The sequence below is a fragment of the Sphingomonas kyungheensis genome (assembly GCF_037120395.1).
Classification (GTDB): Bacteria; Pseudomonadota; Alphaproteobacteria; order Sphingomonadales; family Sphingomonadaceae; genus Sphingomonas; species Sphingomonas kyungheensis.
Map to the genome: position 1 here is coordinate 137,317 of NZ_JBBBDM010000001.1, position 19,805 is coordinate 157,121.

At 68.9% G+C, this 19,805-nt stretch carries 13 protein-coding genes; 6 read left to right on the forward strand and 7 right to left on the reverse strand.

All coding sequences use genetic code 11. The features are described 5' to 3' along the window. Positions 1–187 precede the first annotated feature (187 nt). From xylA to V8201_RS00655, 3 genes are read right to left on the reverse strand one after another with little or no spacing between them, the layout of a single operon-like run. Positions 188–1,495, reverse strand: a complete 1,308-nt coding sequence (xylA, locus tag V8201_RS00645; RefSeq protein ID WP_037535551.1) for a xylose isomerase — start codon at positions 1,493–1,495, stop codon at positions 188–190. Then, on the reverse strand, positions 1,495–2,937 hold the full coding sequence (gene xylB, locus V8201_RS00650) for a xylulokinase (RefSeq protein ID WP_336544224.1): 1,443 nt from the start codon (positions 2,935–2,937) through the stop codon (positions 1,495–1,497). The genes xylA and xylB overlap by 1 nt, the downstream gene beginning before the upstream one ends. Positions 2,938–2,944: 7 nt before the next feature. Continuing rightward, complete coding sequence (locus tag V8201_RS00655) at positions 2,945–4,000, reverse strand: glycoside hydrolase family 43 protein (RefSeq protein ID WP_336544524.1); 1,056 nt, start codon at positions 3,998–4,000, stop codon at positions 2,945–2,947. 337 nt (positions 4,001–4,337) lie between these two features. Between V8201_RS00655 and V8201_RS00660 the strand changes: the two genes are divergently transcribed. Both V8201_RS00660 and V8201_RS00665 read left to right on the forward strand, forming a co-directional pair. Then, complete coding sequence (locus V8201_RS00660) at positions 4,338–6,116, forward strand: IlvD/Edd family dehydratase (protein WP_037535545.1); 1,779 nt, start codon at positions 4,338–4,340, stop codon at positions 6,114–6,116. Positions 6,117–6,157: 41 nt separating this feature from the next. After that, positions 6,158–7,582: a sugar porter family MFS transporter gene (locus V8201_RS00665; protein ID WP_373276437.1), complete on the forward strand. Its 1,425-nt coding sequence runs from the start codon at positions 6,158–6,160 to the stop codon at positions 7,580–7,582. 57 nt (positions 7,583–7,639) lie between these two features. Here the strand turns inward: V8201_RS00665 and V8201_RS00670 are convergent, their stop codons facing one another. After that, positions 7,640–9,283, reverse strand: coding sequence for a glycoside hydrolase family 43 protein (locus V8201_RS00670; RefSeq protein WP_336544225.1), 1,644 nt, complete (start codon positions 9,281–9,283; stop codon positions 7,640–7,642). A 317-nt stretch (positions 9,284–9,600) separates the two neighbouring features. Between V8201_RS00670 and V8201_RS00675 the strand changes: the two genes are divergently transcribed. From V8201_RS00675 to V8201_RS00690, 4 genes are read left to right on the forward strand one after another with little or no spacing between them, the layout of a single operon-like run. Next, positions 9,601–10,302 (forward strand): acetylxylan esterase, encoded by a 702-nt coding sequence (locus tag V8201_RS00675; RefSeq protein ID WP_336544226.1) that lies wholly within the window; start codon positions 9,601–9,603, stop codon positions 10,300–10,302. 16 nt (positions 10,303–10,318) lie between these two features. Then, entirely contained in the window at positions 10,319–11,755 is a 1,437-nt protein-coding gene (locus tag V8201_RS00680; protein WP_336544227.1) for an arabinan endo-1,5-alpha-L-arabinosidase, read from the forward strand. Positions 11,756–11,775: 20 nt separating this feature from the next. Then, a complete protein-coding gene (locus V8201_RS00685; RefSeq protein ID WP_336544228.1) occupies positions 11,776–12,834 on the forward strand; it encodes an alpha/beta hydrolase in 1,059 nt (352 codons plus the stop codon). Continuing rightward, entirely contained in the window at positions 12,831–14,393 is a 1,563-nt protein-coding gene (locus V8201_RS00690) for a glycoside hydrolase family 43 protein (protein WP_336544229.1), read from the forward strand. The genes V8201_RS00685 and V8201_RS00690 overlap by 4 nt, the downstream gene beginning before the upstream one ends. Before the next feature lie 6 nt (positions 14,394–14,399). On the opposite strand, the gene V8201_RS00695 is transcribed toward V8201_RS00690, so the two are convergent. The 3 genes from V8201_RS00695 to V8201_RS00705 all read right to left on the reverse strand — a co-directional run bounded on the left by V8201_RS00695 (position 14,400) and on the right by V8201_RS00705 (position 19,791). Further along, positions 14,400–15,134: a FadR/GntR family transcriptional regulator gene (locus tag V8201_RS00695; protein ID WP_336544230.1), complete on the reverse strand. Its 735-nt coding sequence runs from the start codon at positions 15,132–15,134 to the stop codon at positions 14,400–14,402. 92 nt (positions 15,135–15,226) lie between these two features. Continuing rightward, positions 15,227–17,107 carry an NPCBM/NEW2 domain-containing protein gene (locus V8201_RS00700; RefSeq protein ID WP_336544231.1) on the reverse strand — a complete coding sequence of 627 codons (1,881 nt, stop codon included), beginning with the start codon at positions 17,105–17,107 and terminating at the stop codon, positions 15,227–15,229. After that, entirely contained in the window at positions 17,104–19,791 is a 2,688-nt protein-coding gene (locus tag V8201_RS00705) for a glycoside hydrolase family 3 C-terminal domain-containing protein (protein WP_336544232.1), read from the reverse strand. The genes V8201_RS00700 and V8201_RS00705 overlap by 4 nt, the downstream gene beginning before the upstream one ends. Positions 19,792–19,805 lie beyond the last annotated feature (14 nt).

The window sequence follows — 19,805 nt, forward strand, 5'->3', positions numbered from 1 at the left end:
GCCGGTCACCGTCTGCGGCGTCCCGGATGGCGACCCTTGGGGGCGCCGGTGTCGGTATGCGGTCCCGCGGGCGTGCGCCGCTGATCGGCGTGGCGGCGACCTCGGTGCGCTTGCCCGTCAGGCGCGGCATGGCCGGCCTGACGGATAAGCGGCGCGGGCAGGGCGACGAACGCCCCGCCCCCTTCTCTTAGCGGAAGCGGTTGATCAGATTCTCCAGCCGCTCCTGACGACCCGAGCGCGGCTGCGGATCGATGTTCTGCTCGACCGCGAGATCGGCGATGCCGGCGAGGTCGAGGCCGGCGATCTTGTTGCCGAACTCACCCGTCCAGCCGGCATAGCGCTCTTCCTTGGCGGCATCGAGACGACCGTCCTCGATCAGCGCCGCGGCGTTGAGCAGGCCCTTGGCGACGACGTCGATGCCGCCGACATGGCCGTGGAACAGATCGACCGCGTCGATCGACTGGCGGCGCACCTTGGCGTCGAAGTTGAACCCGCCGGTGGTGAAGCCGCCCGCCCGGATGATCTCGATCATCGCCAACGTCAGCTCGTCGACCGAATTGGGGAATTGATCGGTGTCCCAGCCGTTCTGCGGATCGCCGCGGTTGGCGTCGATCGACCCGAAGATGCCGAGCGCGCCGGCGGTGGCGATCTCATGCTCGAAGGTGTGGCCCGACAGCGTCGCGTGGTTCGCCTCGATGTTGACGCGCACCTCGTTCTCGAGGCCGTAGCGCTTGAGGAAGCCGTAGACCGTCGCGGTGTCGAAGTCATACTGATGCTTGGTCGGCTCGTGCGGCTTCGGTTCGATCAGGATCGTGCCGGTGAAGCCGATCTTGTGCTTGTGCTCGACGACGAGGCTGAGGAAGCGGCCGAAATTGTCGAGCTCGCGCTTCATGTCGGTGTTGAGCAGCGTCTCATAGCCCTCGCGGCCGCCCCACAGGACGTAGTTCTGGCCGCCGAGGCGATGCGTCGCTTCGAGCGCGTCGCGCACCTGCATCGCGCCGAAGGCATAGACTTCGGGATCGGGATTGGTCGCGCCACCGGCGGCGAAGCGCGGGTGGCTGAATAGATTGGCGGTGCCCCAGAGCAGCTTGCGGCCTGACGAGGCCTGGAGCTTTTCGAGGTGGTCGACCGCTTCGGCGAAATAGCGGCGATGCTCGCCGACATTGGCGGCATCGGCCATCACGTCGACGTCGTGGAAGCAATAGAAGGGCACGTCGAGCTTCTGGAAGAAGTCGAACGCGACCTCGCGCTTCTCCGCCGCGGCGGCGCTGTCGTTGGCGCCACGGTGCCACGGGCGGTTGAAGGTGCCGCCGCCGAACACGTCGGAACCCGGCCAGCAGAAGGTGTGCCAGAAGCAGGCGGCGAAGCGCAGATGCTCTTCCATCGTCTTGCCGAGCACGACGCGGTTCTTGTCGTAGAAGCGGTAGGCGAGTTCATTGTCGCTGTCCGGTCCTTCGTACCGGATCTGCGGGATGTCGGCGAAAAAGTCGGCCATTAGAGGGTCCTTATGCGGGTGTATGCGTCGCGGAAGGCGGCGGCTTTGGGAGCAAGGCGCTCGACGAGCGCCGGATGGGGCGTGATGACGTGCGAGACGGGCGGCGCGGCGCAGACCTCGGCAGGATTGCCGCCGTCGACGGCGAGCTGGGCGAGGCGCGCGGCGCCGAGTGCCGGCCCGACCTCGCCACCCTGGAGGTAGACGAGCTCGACGTCCATCGCCGCGGCGAGCGTCTCGCCCCAGTAGCGCGAGCGGGCGCCGCCGCCGATTACCGACAGGCGCTCGATCGTCGTGCCGGCGTCGCGCAGCACGCGCAGGCCGTCGGCTAGCGCGAAGCCGACGCCTTCCAGCACCGCCTGCGCGAGCCGGTCGGGACCGGTGTCATTGTCGAGCCGGAGGAAGGCGCCGCGGACCTGCGCGTCATTGTGCGGGGTGCGCTCACCGGAGAGATAGGGGAGGAACAGCTCCGGTCCGGCACCCGGCCCCGCGCGCTCGGCACGCGCGAACAGGTCCGCGGCGCCCGCCGCGCCGGTGATCCTGGCAACCCAGTCGATGCACGAGGCGGCGGACAGGTGAACGGCCATCTGGTGCCACATGTCGGGCAGGCAGTGGCAGAAGGCATGGACCGCGCCCGCGACATTGGGGCGGAAGCGATCGGTGGCGACGAAGATCACGCCCGACGTGCCGAGCGACAGCAACGCATCGCCGTCGCGCACCGCGCCGACGCCCGCCGCGCCCGCGGCATTGTCGCCGCCGCCGCCGGCGACCGGCACCGCGGCCATGCCCCACAGCTCGGCGATCTCGGGTCGCAGCCGGCCGGTCGCCGCGCTGCCCTCGACCAGCGTCGGCATCTGCGCCTCGGTCAGGCCGGTGGCGGCGAGCAGCGTCTCGCTCCAGCGCCGCCCGGCGACGTCGAGCCACAGAGTGCCCGCCGAATCGGACAGGTCCGAGACCTTGTCGCCGGTCATCTGCAACCGGACATAGTCCTTGGGAAGCAGCACGGTGGCGACGGAATCGAACAGCTCGGGCTCGTGATGGCGGACCCATTGCAGCTTGGGCGCGGTGAAGCCCGGCATGACGAGGTTGCCGCCCACCGTGTGGAAATCGGGCGTCGCCGCCTCGAGCTCGGCGCATTCGGCGAAGGAGCGGCCGTCGTTCCACAGGATCGCCGGGCGCAGCGGCTGGTCGTCCGCGTCGAGCAGCGTCGCGCCGTGCATCTGCCCGGCGAGGCCGATGCCGCGTACCGCGCGCCGCACGTCCGGGTCGATCGCCTGGACCGCGGCGGTGGTCGCCTGCCACCAGGCGTCCGGATCCTGTTCGGACCAGAGCGGCTGCGGCCGCTGCACGGTCAGCGCGGCGGTACCCTGACCGACGACGCTGCCGTGCGTATCGAGCACCACCGCCTTGACGCCGGACGTGCCGATATCGATGCCGAGGAACATGCCGGTCTTAGTCCTTGAACGGGTTGATCGGACGGATCGTACCGTCGCTATTGAACGTCAGCTCGGTCATCTTGGCCGAGCGGAGGTAGTTCTTATTCGACAATTGCGTGTCGTGATAGAACAGCCACCACTTGCCCTTGAACTCGACGATCGAATGGTGCGAGGTCCAGCCCTGCACCGGCATCAGGAAATGACCGGTATAACGGAACGGGCCGTAGGGCGACGTGCCGATCGCGTAATTGAGGTAATGGGTGTCGCCGGTCGAATAGGTGAAATAATATTTGCCGCCGCGCTTGAACGTCCACGACGCCTCGAAGAAGCGGCGATCATGGTCGCCGCCGAGCACCGGCTTGCCGGCTTCGTCGGTGATGACGACGTCGCGCGGCGCCTCGGCGAACTGCTTCATGTCGGGGGTCAGGCGCGCGATCTTGGGCGACAGCGCGGGCTTGTCGTCCTGCTTGAGGTCGGTGTCGCCGGCATTGGGGTCGAACCGGCCGGTGGTCCAGCGCTGCAACTGGCCGCCCCAGATGCCGCCGAAATACATATAGCTCTGGCCGTCGCTGTCGGTGAACACCGCCGGGTCGATCGAGAAGCTGCCCTTGATCGGCTGCGGTTCGGCCTTGAACGGGCCGGTCGGCGACTTGCCGGTGGCGACGCCGATGCGGAACACGCCGTCCTTGTCGCGCGCCGGGATGTACAGATAATAGGTGCCGTTCTTATAGGCCGCGTCGGGCGCCCAGGTCTGCTTCGTCGCCCAGGGGATGTCCTTCACGTCGATCGCCACCGGATGCACCGTCACCGGGCCGCCGGGGCGATCCATGCTGAGGATGCGATAATCGTGCATGGCATATTGCGTGCCGAGATCGTCGTCGGGGATGCCCGCGTCGACATCATGGCTGGGATAGACGTAGAGCTTGCCGTTGAAGACGTGCGCTGACGGATCGGCGAAATAGAGGTTCTTGACCAGCGGCTGTGCGGTATAGCGCTTGCCGTCCGGGCTGCGTGGCTCGCTGGCGGCGGGCTTGGCGACCTGCGCGAGGGCGAGCGTGGCGGTCGCGCCCATCGTCGCGGCGGTCAGGCAGAGTGCGAGGCGAAGCCTCATGGCGGATGATCCTTCCTAATGACGGCCTTCTGACGAGGCCTGCAGCTGCCGCGAGTGCGGGATAGCGCTACCATATGCAGGCGATCGATTTTCCGCAAGCGGTTCGGGCCGGGGATTTCGATGTCGGAGGCGGTGCCCGCGCATCGATCGTCGATCGATCGTATCGAAACGGGATTGCGCCGGTTGCGGGGAGGTCGGCGTCTCGGGTACGACCGTTTGCGGCCTTGACGTGCGGGCTTGGCCTGATAGCGATACCAATAGGGGTGAGCGAGTGCATCGCCCAGGTGGAGAGTATAGCGTGTCACGCCAACCGGTCCGTCCCTTCCGCTCGCGCGACTGGTTCGCCGACCCGGCCCGCGCCGACATGACCGCGCTCTACCTCGAACGCTTCATGAATTATGGCCTGACGCCGGCGGAACTGCGCTCGGGCCGGCCGATCATCGGCATCGCCCAGTCGGGCAGCGACCTCAGCCCGTGCAACCGCATCCACCTCGACCTGGCGCGGCGGGTGCGCGACGGCATCCGCGACGCGGGCGGCATCCCGCTCGAATTTCCGGTCCATCCGATCTTCGAAAACTGCCGCCGGCCGACCGCGGCGCTCGACCGCAACCTCGCCTATCTCGGTCTGGTCGAGACGCTGTACGGCTATCCGATCGACGCGGTGGTGCTGACCACCGGATGCGACAAGACGACGCCGTCGGGGATCATGGCCGCCGCCACCGTCGACATTCCGGCGATCGTCCTGTCGGGCGGGCCGATGCTCGACGGCTGGCATGAAGGCGAGCTGGTCGGTTCGGGCACCGTCATCTGGCGCTCGCGCCGGAAGCTCGCCGCGGGCGAGATCGACGAGGAGGAGTTCCTCCAGCGTGCCACCGACAGCGCGCCCTCGGCGGGCCATTGCAACACGATGGGCACCGCCTCGACGATGAATGCGGTCGCCGAGGTGCTCGGCCTGTCGCTGCCCGGCTGCGCCGCGATTCCCGCCCCGTATCGCGAGCGCGGCCAGATCGCCTATGAGACCGGCCGTCGCATCGTCGACATGGCCTATGAGGATCTGCGCCCGTCGCGCATCCTCAGCCGTGAAAGCTTCCTCAACGCGATCCGCCTGGTCACCGCGATCGGCGGATCGTCCAACGCGCAGCCGCATATCCAGGCGATGGCGGCGCATGCCGGGATCGAGGTGCGCGCCAGCGACTGGATGGATCATGGCTACGACCTGCCGCTGATCGTCGACGTCCAGCCGGCAGGGCGGTTCCTCGGCGAACGCTTCCACCGCGCCGGCGGCGTGCCGGCGGTGATGAGCGAGTTGCTCGCCGCGGGCAAGCTCGACGGCGACTGCCTGACCGTCACCGGCCGCAGCGTCGCGGAGAATTGCGCCGGCCGCGTTGCCAGCGACCGCGAGGTGATCCGGCCCTATGACCAGCCGCTCAAGGAGCAGGCGGGGTTCCTGGTGCTGACCGGCAATCTGTTCGACTTCGCGATCATGAAGACCAGCGTGATCTCCCCCGCCTTCCGCGACCGCTATCTCACCGTGCCGGGGCGCGAGAACGTCTTCGAGGCGAAGGCGGTGGTGTTCGAGGGATCGGACGATTACCACCATCGCATCAACGATCCCGCGCTCGGGATCGACGAGAATTCGATGCTGGTCATCCGAGGCGCCGGCCCGATCGGCTGGCCGGGATCGGCGGAGGTGGTGAACATGCAGCCGCCCGATCACCTCATCCAGCGCGGTATCCTGACGCTGCCGACGCTCGGCGACGGACGGCAGTCGGGCACGTCGGACAGCCCGTCGATCCTCAACGCCAGCCCCGAAAGCGCGGTCGGCAGCGGGCTCGCCTGGCTGCGGACCGGCGACAGGATCCGCGTCGATCTCAATACGGGACGGTGCGACGCCCTGGTCGACGCGGCCGAGATCGCGATCCGGCGCGGCGGTGATGCGCCCCCCATTGCCGAAAGCCACACGCCGTGGGAGGAACTGTATCGGGAAAAGACCGGCCAGCTCGGGCAGGGCGGCGTCCTCGACTTCGCACTCAAATATCGGGGTATCGCCGCGCGTACGCCACGGCATAACCACTAAGGTCCATTCATTCGCCGGCGGTGACCGGCACAGGAGAGACGATGACGGATATGGCAAGGGGGGCGGGGGGGACCGCCACGAATCACGGCTTCATCGCCGCGATCGTCGCGGTGGCGACGATCGGCGGCTTCATGTTCGGCTATGATTCGGGGGTGATCAACGGCACCCAGAAGGGGCTGGAGGCAGCGTTCGCGCTTGGCCGGCTCGGCATCGGCGTCAACGTCGGCGCGATCCTGGTCGGCTCGGCGATCGGCGCGTTCGGCGCCGGGCGGATGGCCGATGCGATCGGCCGCCGCAACGTGATGATGCTCGCCGCCCTGCTGTTCCTGGTCAGCGCGCTGCTCGCCGGCGCGGCGAGCGGGTCGGAAATCTTCATCTTCGCGCGCATCATCGGCGGCCTCGGCGTCGGTGCGGCGAGCGTCATCTCGCCCGTCTACATCTCGGAAGTCACCCCCGCCTCGATCCGCGGCCGGCTGACCAGCGTGCAGCAGGTGATGATCATCACCGGCCTGACCGGCGCGTTCGTCGCCAATTTCGTCCTCGCCCGCTATGCCGGCGGTTCGACCGCGCCGTTCTGGCTCGGCTATCCGGCGTGGCGCTGGATGTTCTGGCTGCAGGCGATCCCGGCGGCGATCTACCTCGTCGCGCTGTTCGTCATTCCGGAAAGCCCGCGCTTCCTGATGGCCAAGGGGCGTGAGGAGGCGGCGCACACCGTGCTCACCCGCCTGTTCGGCAAGGCCGAGGCCGATCGCAAGGTCGGCGAGATCCGCAACTCGCTCGCCGCCGATCACCACAAGCCCAAGCTGTCGGACCTGCGCGACAAGCGCACCGGCAAGATCCGTCCCATCCTGTGGGCGGGCATCGGTCTTGCCATCTTCCAGCAGCTCGTCGGCATCAACGTCGTCTTCTATTATGGCGCGGTGCTGTGGGAAGCGGTCGGCTTCACCGAAGACAATGCGTTGCAGATCAACATCCTGTCGGGCGTGCTGTCGATCGCGGCGTGTCTGTTCACGATTGCGACCGTCGACAAGATCGGCCGCAAGCCGCTGCTTCTCGTCGGGTCGGCGGGCATGGCGGTGACGCTGGCGGTGGTCGCCTGGGCCTTCTCGACCGCGGTCACCGATGCGGCGGGCGCCGTCTCGCTGCCGGGGCATAACGGCATGATCGCGCTGATCGCCGCCAACCTCTACGTGATCTTCTTCAACGGCAGCTGGGGCCCGGTGATGTGGGTGATGCTCGGCGAGATGTTCCCGAACCAGATCCGCGGCTCGGGTCTTGCGGTGTCGGGCTTCGCGCAGTGGATCGCCAATGCGGCGATCTCGGTCAGCTTCCCGGCGCTGGCCGTGTCGCCGGGCCTGTCGGTGACCTATTTCGGCTACGCCTTCTTCGCGGCGGCGTCGTTCTTCTTCGTCCGCAAGATGGTCAACGAAACCGCGGGTCGCGAACTGGAGGACATGGCGGGCTGATCCGCCGGTCATCGCAACGAACGGGGGGGCGGTCCTGCGGGGCCGCCCCTCTTCGTTTCAGCGCCGGAAGGCGTAGGGGCCGATCAGCGTGCCGACGAACCCGCCCGCCGCTTCGGTGCTGAGGAAGCGCGCGTCGACGTCGCTGGCGAGCGTCCGCGTCGCGCCGCCCGCCTGATAGGCGAAGGCCATCGTGCCGCCGGTGGCGCGGATCGTCAGCGTCACCGGGCCTGCCGCGGCGAGCGGGGCGGAGGCGACGAGCCGTTCGGCGCCCTTGTCGCTGGTATAGAGCGCGACCATCGGCTTGCCGGCGAGGCGGGTGATACCGAAGAACAGGAAGTTCTGGTCGCTCTGCATCGCCGCGAGGCCGGCGCGTTCGCCATCGGCATCCGGGGTGAAGCGGACGGTGGTGCTGATCGTCGCGTTATGATGCTGCTGACGGCGCGCGACGAAGGCGGGCACGCCGGTGAGGTCGCCCATCGCCGCGCCGCGGTCGAGCACCAGTTCGTGACGGTCGATATGATAGACCGGCGTCTGCGGCGTGCGCACGCCGATCCACTGCATCGCCAGCTTCGGTCCGGCGAAGGTGTCGGTATAGGCGAAGTCGCCGCTGGTCGGCAGCGCCGGCGGGCGCTGCTGCGGCAGCCGGGGTGCGGCGGCGGTGAAGGGGATCGTCTGGCCGTGCGGCAGGATGATCGGCCAGCCGTCGCGCCACGTCACCGGCAGCAGGAAGGTCTCGCGCCCGATATTATAGTAATTGCCCTGATAGGGCCGCACCGCGAGGAAGGTCGCCCACCAGTCGCCGGTCTGCGTCTGCACCAGCTCGGCATGACCGACCGAGGTGATCGGATTGGGGCGGGCCGGATCGAGATCGCGCTGCGTCAGGATCGGGTTGCCCGCGAACGGCTGATACGGACCGCGCAATTCCCGCGAGCGGAACACGACCTGCGAATGGTTGACGCTGGTGCCGCCCTCCGCCGCGGTGAGATAATAATAGCCGTCCTTGCGGAAGATGTGCGGCCCTTCGATCCACACCGGCTTCTTGGCTATATCGACGCCGCCGTTGATCAGCTGTGTGCTCTCGCCGACCATCTTGCCGGCGCGCCAGTCATATTCCTGCACCCAGATGGCGCGATGGCCTTCGTAGCGCGGCGGTTCGGCGGGGGCGCGGTTGTTGACGATATAGGCGCGGTCGCCCTCCCAATAGATCGACGGATCGATCCCCTCGAACGGCAGCCAGATCGGGTCGGACCACGGCCCCGCCGGGTTCTTCGCGGTGATGACGAAATTGCCTTTGCACGACACGCAGGTGTTGACGATGTAGAAGGTACCGGCGTGATAGGTGATGTCGGGCGCGAAGACGGCTTCCGAGGTGCGGCGGCCGGTGAAGTCGAGCTGGCCCGGGCGGTCGATCGCATTGCCGATCTGCGTCCAGTGGACGAGATCCTTCGAGTGGAAGACCGGCAGGCCGGGGAAGTGCGCGAAGGATGAATTGACCAGATAATAATCGTCGCCGACGCGCGTCACCGACGGATCGGGATAATAGCCGGACAGGATCGGGTTGCGATATTCGCCTGCCGCCGGTGTCGCCTGCTCCTGCGATTGCCCCTGATAGGTGAAGCGGCTGAAGCGCGGCGCCTCGCTTGCCATCGCCGCGCTGCTGCCGGCCAGCGCCAGCGCCAATATCATGGCTCGTCTTGCCATCCTTGTCTCTCCCGATCGTCCTGACGCCGGATGCGTCGGCCGTTGCGGGAGTTATACCGCTACCAAGGCGGCGCGCCAGCAAGTGCGTCGGGGTAAAAGGCTATTACTCCAAGAAATAGCGTCGCAGCCGATAGACACGATAGCGTTACCAGCATAGGTTCCGCATCACGCACGGGACGACAGAGGCGGCGCGATCGGACGATCGCAGACTGCAGCCCGCGTGACGACAGGAGGGGATGACCGCGATGCCCATCGACCGTGACGCTCGGAGTAATCGCCGCTTCCGCTGGCGATTCTCGTTCCTTCGGGGATCGCAGATGCGTGCGTCGCTGCCGCATTGGCTGACGACAGCGACGGCGGCGCTGCTGATCGGTGCGACGCCTGCATCCGCCGGGCAACAGGCGGCTCCGGCAGCCGGGATCGCACCCTATTTCACGCCCGCCGCCGCGGCCCCCGCGACGCCGGACGGTGACGGCTTCCTGCGTCGCTGGCTGTTGCTCGAACCGATCGCCAAGCCCAATCGCAGCAACGCCGGCTTCACCGCCAGCTATGTGCGTACCGCGCTCACCACCGACTATTTCCCCGGCCAGTTCACCGCAACGCCGCGCGACGGCGATACGGTGCGCGCCGCCGAACCGCTGCGCTGGCATGCGCTTGATTCGAACAGCTTCGACATCAAGCTGTTCAACCTCGCCCAGGGGCTCGGCAAGCCGACCTATGGCGTGATCTTCTGGGCCTATACCGTGGTCGATTCCCCGCGCGAGATGCGCGACGTGCGGATGGCGGTGGGGTCCAACGCCGCGTCGATCTGGTGGCTCAACGGCAAGGAGGCGGTCGGCCTGTTCAACGACCGGAGGATGGTGATGGACGACGTGCTGTCGGACCGGCTGACGCTGCGCAAGGGCCGCAACGTCATCCGTGGCGCGGTGATCAACGGCCCGGGGCTGAGCGACTTCTGCCTCCGCTTCCTCGATGCGGACGGCAAGCCGATCACCGCTCTGTCCACCGTGCTGCGCTGATCCGGGGAGAGACGCCATGATCCGTTCCGCCGCCCTGCTGCTCGCGCTCGCATCTGCCACTCCGGCCGCCGCGCAGCTGGCGGGCGAGCCGTTCATCCACGATCCTTCCACCGTCACGCTGTCGGACGGCCGCTGGTATACCTTCGGGACGCGGCAGGGCGGGCTCGTCTCCGACGACGGCTGGACGTGGCATGGCGGGCCCGTCCGCCCCGGCGGCGGCGTCGCGCCTGACGTCATCAAGATTGGCGAGCGCTATTACGTCGCCTATGCGGTCGGCGGCGGCGGCATGTCGGGCGGCCATGCCAGCCAGGTCAAGATCATGTGGACGCTGTCGCTCGACCCCAAATCGCCACGCTTCGGCTATCACGACGTCGGCGTCGTCGCGTCGAGCGACGGGGTCGAGACCGCGGATGCGATCGATCCCGCCTTCCTGCTCGTCGACGGGCGGCTGTGGCTGACCTACGGCACCTATTTCGGGCCAATCCGCATCGTCGAGCTCGATCCGAAGACCGGCCTGCGCGTCGCCGGCAACCAGCCGGTCGATGTCGCGATCGACATGGAAGCGACCGCGATGATGTATCGCGACGGCTGGTATTATCTGCTCGGCACGCACGGCACCTGCTGCGACGGGCCGAACTCCACCTATCATATCCGCGTCGGCCGGGCGCGCAGTCCGCTCGGGCCGTATCTCGATCATATGGGCGTGCCGTTGCTGCGCGGCGGCGGCAAGCTGGTGGTGAGCGCGCGCGGCCGGTCGATCGGACCGGGGCATTTCGGCCGCATCCAGCTCGACGGCGGGGTCGAGAAATTCTCGATGCATTACGAAGCGGACATGGATCGCAGCGGGCGCAGCGTGCTCGGCATCCAGCCGCTGCTGTGGCGCGACGGCTGGCCGGTGGCGGGCGAGAATGTCGTGCCCGGCACCTATGAGATCGCCTCGGAGCGCAGCGGCTATGCGTTGGGGCTCGCGACCGATTTCGTCCGCATCCCGTTCGACGCGCGGGCGAGCTTCATGGCCAAGCCGAGCGATCCCGTCGCGCCGCTGCCCGACCAGAGCCTCGCGCAGGACAGCGCCGGCTGGCCGCAGGGGCGGGTCCGCGTCGACCTCGCCGATTATATGGTCCGGCCGCATCAGCTCTGGACGATCACGCCGGTCGCCGGGGCGGGCGGCTGGTTCGGTGCACCCTATTACAGGCTGACCATCGCCGGCACGACGCGGGCGCTGGCCGCGACCGCCGCGGGCGAGGTGGAGGCGGTGCCCGTCTTCACCGGCGCGGCCGAGCAATTGTGGCAGATCGACCAACTGACCGACGGCAGCTATCGCATCAAGCCCAAGACGGTGCCGGGCGGCCGCCGCGACCTGGCGCTGGTCGCGATCGGCGCGAGCACGCCGTCGCTCGCCGCCTTCGATCCGGCGAGCCCGGCCGGGCGCTGGACCTTCCGACGGCCATGAGCGCAAACCGAGGACTCCGCATGATCCGACTTCCCCTGCTCGCCGCCGCGCTTGCGCTGTTCGGCGCTGCCTCCGCCCCGGCGCAGGTCGCGACGCCCGCGCCGCCGCCGGTCGCCGGCGCCAAGCCGGTGACGGTCGAGCGGATCACCGTCCATGCGCCCAGCGTCGAAGGCAATCTGGAAGGCAATAGCGCCGATCGCGCGGTGCTGGTGGTGCTGCCGCCCGGCTATCGCAGCCATCCCAAGCAGCGCTATCCGGTCGTCTATGCGCTGCACGGCTATTCGATCGGCGTCGAGCAATGGGTCAAGGAGATCCATGTGCCGCAGACGGTCGAGGGCGCCTTTGCGCAAGGCACGCGCGAGATGATCGTCGTGCTGCCCGACAGCAAGACGATGCACAACGGCTCCTTCTATTCGAGTTCGGTGACGGTCGGCGATTTCGAGACGTTCGTCGCCCGCAATCTCGTCGCCTATATCGACGGCCATTACCGCACCCTCGCCGACCGGCGCAGCCGCGGTCTCGCCGGTCATTCGATGGGCGGATACGGCACCGCCCGGATCGGCATGAAGCATCCCGAGACGTTCGGCGCGCTCTACATGATGAGCCCGTGCTGTCTCTCCACCCGCGCGCTCGGCCAGACCGATGCGGCGGCCGAGGCGACGATCCGTGCGCTGCGCTCGCCCGCCGACAGCGCGAGCCTGCCGTGGGGGCTGCGGGCACAGCTCGCCACCGCGGCGGCCTGGTCGCCCGATCCCAAGGCGCCGCCGTTGTTCCTCGACCTGCCGGTCAAGGACGGCGTCTCGCAGCCCGACGTGCTGGCCCGCTGGGCGGCGAATGCGCCGCTCGCGATGCTCGACCAATATGCCGGCAATCTCAAACGGTATGCCGCGATCGGGATCGACGTCGGCGATCGTGACGGGTTGAAGGACGATGCCGCGCGGCTGCACGATGGGCTCGACCGCTACGGTATCGCCAACAGCTTCACCGTCTATCCGGGCGATCACGTCAGCGGCGTCGCCGGGCGGGTGCAGGGGGCGATGCTGCCCTTCTTCGGCCGGGCGCTGGCGTTCGGCCGATGAGGCTCGGCCTGCTGGGTGCGGCGCTGCTGATCGCCGGCGCGGCGTCGGCGCAGGTGTGGCGTTCGGATCAGGGCGACGGCAGCTTCCGCAACCCGGTGCTTTACGCGGACTATCCCGATCCCGACGTGATCCGCGTCGGCTCTGATTATTATATGGCGAGCACCACCTTCGCCAACGTGCCGGGGATCACCATCCTGCACAGCCGCGACCTGATCAACTGGACGATCGTCTCGCATCTCGTCGATCGGCTGGAAGGCCTGCCGCAATACGATCTTCAGGGCGGCGACGCCTATCGCAAGGGGCTCTTCGCCTCGAGCCTGCGCTATCATGCCGGCACCTATTATCTCGCCAACACGCCGGTCGGGCAGAAGACGCGCATCTGGTATGCCAAGGACGTGCGCGGGCCGTGGCGCTATCACGAGCTGGAGCGCGAGGCGTTCGATCCCGGCCTGTTCATCGAGCCCGACGGCCGCGCCTACCTCGCCACCGCCTCCACCGCCGACGGCACGATCACGCTGCTGACGCTCGATGCGGCGCTGGCGCATGTCACCGACGCGCGGCGCATCCACTATATCAAGGGGGCGGAAGGGTCGAAGATCATCCGCCGCGGCGACTATTATTATCTGTTCAATGCGCTGCCGCCGCGGCTCGCGCTCAGCGTGTCGCGGTCGCGCAGCCTGTTCGGGCCGTGGGAGACGCGCGACCAGATCGACGACAAGACCGGCGGCCATCAGGGTGCGCTGGTCGATCTGCCCGACGGGCGCTGGTTCGGCTTCGTCATGGAAGACAGCGGCGCGATCGGGCGGATGACCAACATGAGCCCGGTGTTCTGGCAGGACGGCTGGCCCGTCTGGGGCACGCCATCCGCGCCCGGCCGCGTGCCGCGCCGCGCCGCCAAGCCGATTCCCGGCGGCCGTTTCGCCGAGCCCGGCACCTCAGATACGTTCACCGCCCCGCGGCTCGGGCTGCAATGGCAGTGGAACCACAATCCCGATCCCGCGCGCTGGTCGCTGACCGAGCGGCCGGGCTGGCTGCGGCTGCGCCCGACGCTGGCGCCGCGCTTCTGGTCGGCGCGCAACACGCTGACCCAGAAGGGGCAGGGGCCGGCAAGCCGTGGCGAGGTCAAGCTCGACATCCGCCATCTCGCCGCGGGCGACCGCTGCGGCTTCGGGACGCTCGGCCAGTATAGCGGCAATCTGACGGTGACGCGCGATGCCGCCGGCCGGACCACATTGCTGGCGGAAACCACGGAGGATCGCGTCGAGGGCGCGGTCACGACGACACAGGCGAGCGCCGCTCTGCCGCGCAGCGAGGCGCTGTGGCTGCGCACCGACATGGACTTCACCACCGATCGCAGCCGCTTCGCCTACAGCCTCGACGGGCGGCGCTGGACCGCGCTCGGCGGTGACGTGCCGCTCGCCTTCGCGTGGCGGACGGGCACCTTCCAGGGCGAGCAATATGCGCTGTTCTGCTATAACGCCGCGCCGAGCCGGGGCTGGATCGACGTCGACGACTTCACCCTGTCGAAGCTGGCGCCGGCCGGGCCGGTGCGCCCCTGACGACCGTCAGACCCGCGTTTCGGCGGGCATCGCGCTGCGCGTGTCGTTGAGCGCGAGGTCGACGAGCGCCTGCATCGCTGCGGTCGCGCCGGCGATATCGCGGGCCGCGACCGCGTCATAGACACGCGCATGGTCGGGGATGGGGTCGCGCGGCAGCGCGCGGGTGCGCTGCTTGAACTGCGTCGTCCACGCCACCGCCGCGCCGATCGACGCGCCGAGCACGATCATCGCATCATTGCCGGTCGCGTGCAGCAGCGCATCATGGAAGTCGCGATCCGCGGCGCGGCCCTCCGGGGTCGCCAGCGTGTGGCGGCGCATGCCCTTGAGCGCCTCGCCCATCCGGCTGAGATCCGCGCGCGTGCGGCGATCGGCGGCCAGCGCGGCGGCGGCGGGCTCGACCACCAGCCGCAGTTCGAACAGGCTGCGGATCAGCCGTGGATCGGGCTCGCCGGCAAAGGCCCAGGCGAGCACATCGGGGTCGAGCAGGTTCCACCGTTCGCGCGGCAGCACGTGCGTGCCGGTCTTGGGGCGGCTTTCGACCAGCCCCTTGGCGGTCAGCACCTGCACCGCCTCGCGATAGGCGCCGCGCGAGACGTCGAGCGCCTCCGCCGCGGCGATTTCGCCGGTCAGCACGTCGCCGGGGCGATACTCGCCCGACAGGATGGCGATGCCGAGCTTGTTGGCGACCGCGCCGCGCAGACGCCGGCCCGGTCGCCGCGTCCGCGGATCGGGTGCGGGCACGGCTGCCCCGTCGGTCTCATCTTCGCTGGCCACCCGACAGACAAGGCGCGGATCACAGGATAAGTCAATAAGCGGAAGGTATTGGATAGTGCTTAGCGGGACAGCGCGGCCTCGGCCCAGGTTGCCGGCTGGATCGCGCCATCGCTGGCGCGCGCGACCAGCTCGACGATCGCCACGCCGCGCACGTCGGCCTGCATGGGAGCGGCCGGCGTGCCGAACGCCATCGCCGGCGAGCGGCCGAGCAACTGCCCGTCACCCCATATCTCGAACGTGATCTTGCCGGCCTTCTGTCCGGAGTCGTTGACGCCGACCTGCGCGCTGAAGCGGGTGAAGCCCTGGTTGCGGACCTCCAGCCGCGAATTGGCAAGGATGCCGATGCCGGTGTCATACTCCCGCCCGGCGACGCGCATCAGCTTGCCATAAGGCGCACGATCCGCCTCGGCACCGCCCCAGCCGCCATATTGCGGATGGTCGCCGGTGCCGCGGGTGCCACCCCAGGGCGTCGGCGAATGATGGATGGTGGGATCGGCCTGTGGCGTCGCCACGCCGTCGACCGCCGGATTGACCCGGCCGGTCTGTTCGGAAAGATAGAGGCCGTTCGCCAGCCGCCGCGTGCCGCTGGCGCGGAACACGCGCGTCTCGTGCGGGGCGAGCGTCAGCGTCGTCTCGCCGCGGAAGCGGCTGTCGGCCTTGCTCCACAGGTCATGCAGCCGCACGTCGGCCGAGGGGAGCAGCTTGAGGTGGTCGGCGGTGAGCACCGCCTTGGTCGGGGCGGCGGTGCGGTTAAAGATCGCGACGCCCTTGCTGCCGTCCGCCAGCGTCTTGGCGAAGATCTGCACGTCATCTGAATCATAGGCGAGTACCGCCTGATTGCCCGCCGCATCCTGGTTGAGCGCGACGAGATCGGCATTGCCGAAGATCGTCAGCAGCTCGGGGGTCAGCTTGCGCAGGTCATAGCCGATGATCAGCGGCGCGTTGAGCATCGCCCAGAGCGAGAAGTGCGAGCGTGCCTCGACCGGATGCGCCGTATCGAAGTCGCCGGTGCCGACGAACAGCATGTCGGGATCATTCCACGAACCGGGGTGCGCGTAGAGCGCGCGATGCGTCACCGTGTCGAAATTGGTCAGCATCCGCGTCCAGATCGGCTGGATATCGTCGCTGGTCCGCGAGCTGTTGCCGACGTCCTTGCCCCAGGCGCGCACGTCGCCCGCACCCCAAAGGCATAGCGAGAAGACATAGGGCCGGTCCCCCGCATAACGGCGGATCGCGCCGCCGACCTGCTGGTACAGGCCGCGGATGCCGGCGACGTCGGAGCCGCCGAGCGACTGCATGTCGACCAGCGGCGGCAGAGCCCGGTACAGGCCCGATCGGACGCGCGGCGCATCGGCGGGCAGGCCGCGGATACCGCAGGCATCGACCTTGATGAAGTCGAAGTTCCAGTCGCGGAAGTAGAGTGCGATGTCCTGGTCGATATGGCCGTACAGGCCGATCTCCCGTTCGGCGACGGTGCCCTCGGGCTGGTTCTTGAAATCGGGCGTGTAGATCTGGCCGCAGCTGTTGCGGCCGATGTCCGAATAGATGCCGGCCTTCAGCCCCATGGCGTGCAGCCGGTCGGTGAAGGGGCGGAAGCTCGGGTCGCGACCCGTCGCGGCGGAGGGGAAGTGATCGGTGCGGATCAGCATCCGCCCGTCGGGCTGACGACGCTTGAGCCACCAGCCGTCGTCGATGTTGACGTAGCGATAGCCGAGCTTGACGAGGCCGGTGTCGAGCAGCGCCTGGGCCGAGGCGAGCACCTTCTCCTCGTCGACATCGCTGTTGAAGGCATTCCAGCTGTTCCAGCCCATCGGCGGCGTCGGGGCGCTGCCGTCGGTATTGGCGCTCCATCGGCCGGTGGCGGCGAGCGGATCGGCGGCGAGAGCCGGAGTCGCGAACAGCCCCAGCGCGGCGCCGGCGAGCAGGAGGCGGCGGATCATTTCGGCAGCTCCGCGGACTGACGGGCGGTGAAGGCGGCCGACTGGCCGGGAACGCCGGTCCCCGGCTGGCCGGCACCGACGGTGACGCGGTAGCGCCCCGCCATCACCATCCGCCGGCCGTCGGGCGTCACCGCGCTGAGATCGCGCGGCGACAGGTCGAACCGTAGGTCCTTCGCCTCGCCCGGGCGCAGCGCGACGCGCTGGAAGCCGCGCAGCGCGACGCGGGGCACACCGGGCGCGTCCGGGAAGTCGAGGTAGAGCTGCGCCACCTCTTCCCCGGCGCGCTCGCCGCTGTTGGTGATGCGGGTGGCGACGCTGAGACCGGTCTCGGCCCCGCCCGGCGCGGGGGTGACGGTAAGCGGCGCGAAGGCGAAGCGCGTGTAGCTGAGGCCGTGGCCGAAGGGATAGACCGGCGTGCCCTTGAAATAGCGATAGGTCCGGCCGGTCATCGCATAATCGCCGAACGGCGGCAGGTCGGCGACGCTGCGGTAGAAGGTCAGCGGCAGCCGGCCCGATGGATTGGTGCGGCCGGTCAGGATATTGGCGGCGGCAAGCCCCCCCGCCTCGCCGGGATACCAGGCCTCCAGCACCGCGGCGGCATGATCCTTCGCCCAGGCGAGGTTGATCGGGCTGCCGTTCATCGCGACGAGGACGATCGGCTTGCCGGTGGCGCGCGCCTGGTCGAGCATCGCCAGCTGGTCGGCAGGCAGGTCGAGCGTCGTCTTGTCGCCGCCGGAGAAGCCCGGCATCGTCACCCCGGTCTCTTCCGCTTCGAGGTCCGAGGTCAGGCCGACCACCGCGACGAGCACGTCGGCTGCGGCGGCGGCGCGCTTGAGATCGGCGTCGGGCGTCGCCGAGACGCGCTTCCAGACGAGGTCGCCGCCGCCGCCGGTGACAGTGAACGGATAGCGCTTGCCCGCGGTCAGCTCGATCGTGGTCATGCCGGGCAGATCGTTCCAGCGCGCCTTGGTCCGATCCGAGACGATCCGCCCGTCGAGCTCGAGCGTCCCGCCCGAGCCCGACAGGCCGACGCGGTAGCGGCCGGTCGCAGGCGGGACGAGGAAGCCGGTGAACACCGTGCGATGGACGTCGGCGACGCGCGCGAGGTCGAGGTTGCGGTCACCGACATCGGGTTCGATCCGCGTCACCACCGGCTTGGCCTGATAGCGGACCGCGGCGATCGTCTTCTCGCGCGTCCCGGGGGCGAACAGCGCCGGCAGCGGCGTCGCCGGATTGTAGTAACGGGCGAGTACGCCGGGCTTGCCGTCGGGGGTGCGCAACGCGCTGGTCGGCACGCGGTCACCGTCGGTCATCGACTCGCCGAAAGGCACCAGCGTCACCTGGCTCGCGCCGAGCGTGGTGCGCAGGCCTTCGAGCACCGAGACCGGCGGCCCGGACAGGCCCGACGAATAATTGCCGCGCAGCACGCGCGTCGCATCGCCGAGCGGCCCGACCACCGCCACCTTGACGCCGCTGCGCAGCGGCAACACGCCGTCGTTCTTGAGCAGCACCATCGATCGTTCCGCGGCGGCGAGCGCGAGCGCGCGATGCGCCGGGCTGCCGATCGCGCCGGTCGGGATCGCGGCGGGGGCGCCGGCCAGGCCGGGCAGATCGCCGTTGCGGTAGCGCGCGGCGAACAGGCGGATCAGCGCCTGATCGACATCCCCCTCGCTGATCAGGCCGCGGTCGAGCGCCTCGCGATAGCGGGTCTCCAGACCGGCGATATCGGCGGTCGAGGCGTTGTTGCACTCGCTGTCGACACCGGTGCGCAGCGCCGCGGCGACCGCGGTGGCGCTGTCGGGGGCGTATTTGTGATTGTCGGCGATGTCCTTCACCGCGTCGCAGTCGGAGACGACATAGCCGGTGAAACCCCAGGCGCCGCGCAGATGCTCCTTGAGCAGCAGGTCGCTCGCGCAGGCGGGCTGGCCATCGATACGGTTGTACGCGCACATCACCGATCCGGCACGCCCGTCGACGATCGCGGCGCGGAAGGCGGGCAGATAGGTGTCCTCAAGATCGTGCGGCGACACGAAGACGTTGGCCTCGTGCCGTGTGCCCTCGGGGCCGCTGTGTACCGCGAAATGCTTGGGCGTGGCGATCACCTGCGGGCGATCGGGGTTCGGCCCCTGCATGCCGCGGACGAAGGCGACGCCCATCGTCGCGGTGAGGAACGGGTCCTCGCCATAGGTCTCCTGTCCACGCCCCCAGCGCGGATCGCGAAAGATGTTGATGTTGGGCGACCAGGTGTCGAGTCCGGTGCCGATCCGCCCGACCCGGCCGGTCTCGCGCGCGAGCGTATGGAGGCCGCGCACCTCGGTCGAGATCGCGCCGGCGACATCATGGACGAGCGGCGCGTCGAAGCTGGCGGCAAGGCCGATCGGTTCGGGAAAGTTGGTGGTGTTGCGCGCGCCGAGGGCGCCGTGGAGCGATTCCGTCCACCAATTATAGGCGGGGATGCGCAGCCGCGGGATCGCCGGCGCGACGTTGAGCAATTGCGGCAGCTTCTCGGCGATCGTCATCCGCGCGACCGTCGCGGTGGCGAGGCGGATCGCCTCGTCGCCTTGCGCCGCGGCCGGCGCCGGCGTCTGGGCGGGCGTCGTGGATTCGCGGGCCAGCGCCGGGGTGAGGGCGAGCGCGACGCCCGCCGTGGCCAGGGCCGTCGCCCGCATGGTGATCGCCTTCATTGTCTCTCCCCTCG

What these genes read in the sequence shown, in the direction of transcription:
- xylA (WP_037535551.1), bottom strand. Translation starts at nt 1,495, where the DNA reads ATGGCCGACTTTTTCGCCGACATCCCGCAGATCCGGTACGAAGGACCG.
- V8201_RS00705 (WP_336544232.1), bottom strand. Translation starts at nt 19,791, where the DNA reads ATGAAGGCGATCACCATGCGGGCGACGGCCCTGGCCACGGCGGGCGTC.
- V8201_RS00700 (WP_336544231.1), bottom strand. Translation starts at nt 17,107, where the DNA reads ATGATCCGCCGCCTCCTGCTCGCCGGCGCCGCGCTGGGGCTGTTCGCG.
- V8201_RS00685 (WP_336544228.1), top strand. Translation starts at nt 11,776, where the DNA reads ATGATCCGACTTCCCCTGCTCGCCGCCGCGCTTGCGCTGTTCGGCGCT.
- V8201_RS00690 (WP_336544229.1), top strand. Translation starts at nt 12,831, where the DNA reads ATGAGGCTCGGCCTGCTGGGTGCGGCGCTGCTGATCGCCGGCGCGGCG.
- V8201_RS00665 (WP_373276437.1), top strand. Translation starts at nt 6,158, where the DNA reads ATGACGGATATGGCAAGGGGGGCGGGGGGGACCGCCACGAATCACGGC.
- V8201_RS00675 (WP_336544226.1), top strand. Translation starts at nt 9,601, where the DNA reads ATGCGTGCGTCGCTGCCGCATTGGCTGACGACAGCGACGGCGGCGCTG.
- V8201_RS00655 (WP_336544524.1), bottom strand. Translation starts at nt 4,000, where the DNA reads ATGGGCGCGACCGCCACGCTCGCCCTCGCGCAGGTCGCCAAGCCCGCC.
- V8201_RS00670 (WP_336544225.1), bottom strand. Translation starts at nt 9,283, where the DNA reads ATGGCAAGACGAGCCATGATATTGGCGCTGGCGCTGGCCGGCAGCAGC.
- xylB (WP_336544224.1), bottom strand. Translation starts at nt 2,937, where the DNA reads ATGTTCCTCGGCATCGATATCGGCACGTCCGGCGTCAAGGCGGTGGTG.
- V8201_RS00680 (WP_336544227.1), top strand. Translation starts at nt 10,319, where the DNA reads ATGATCCGTTCCGCCGCCCTGCTGCTCGCGCTCGCATCTGCCACTCCG.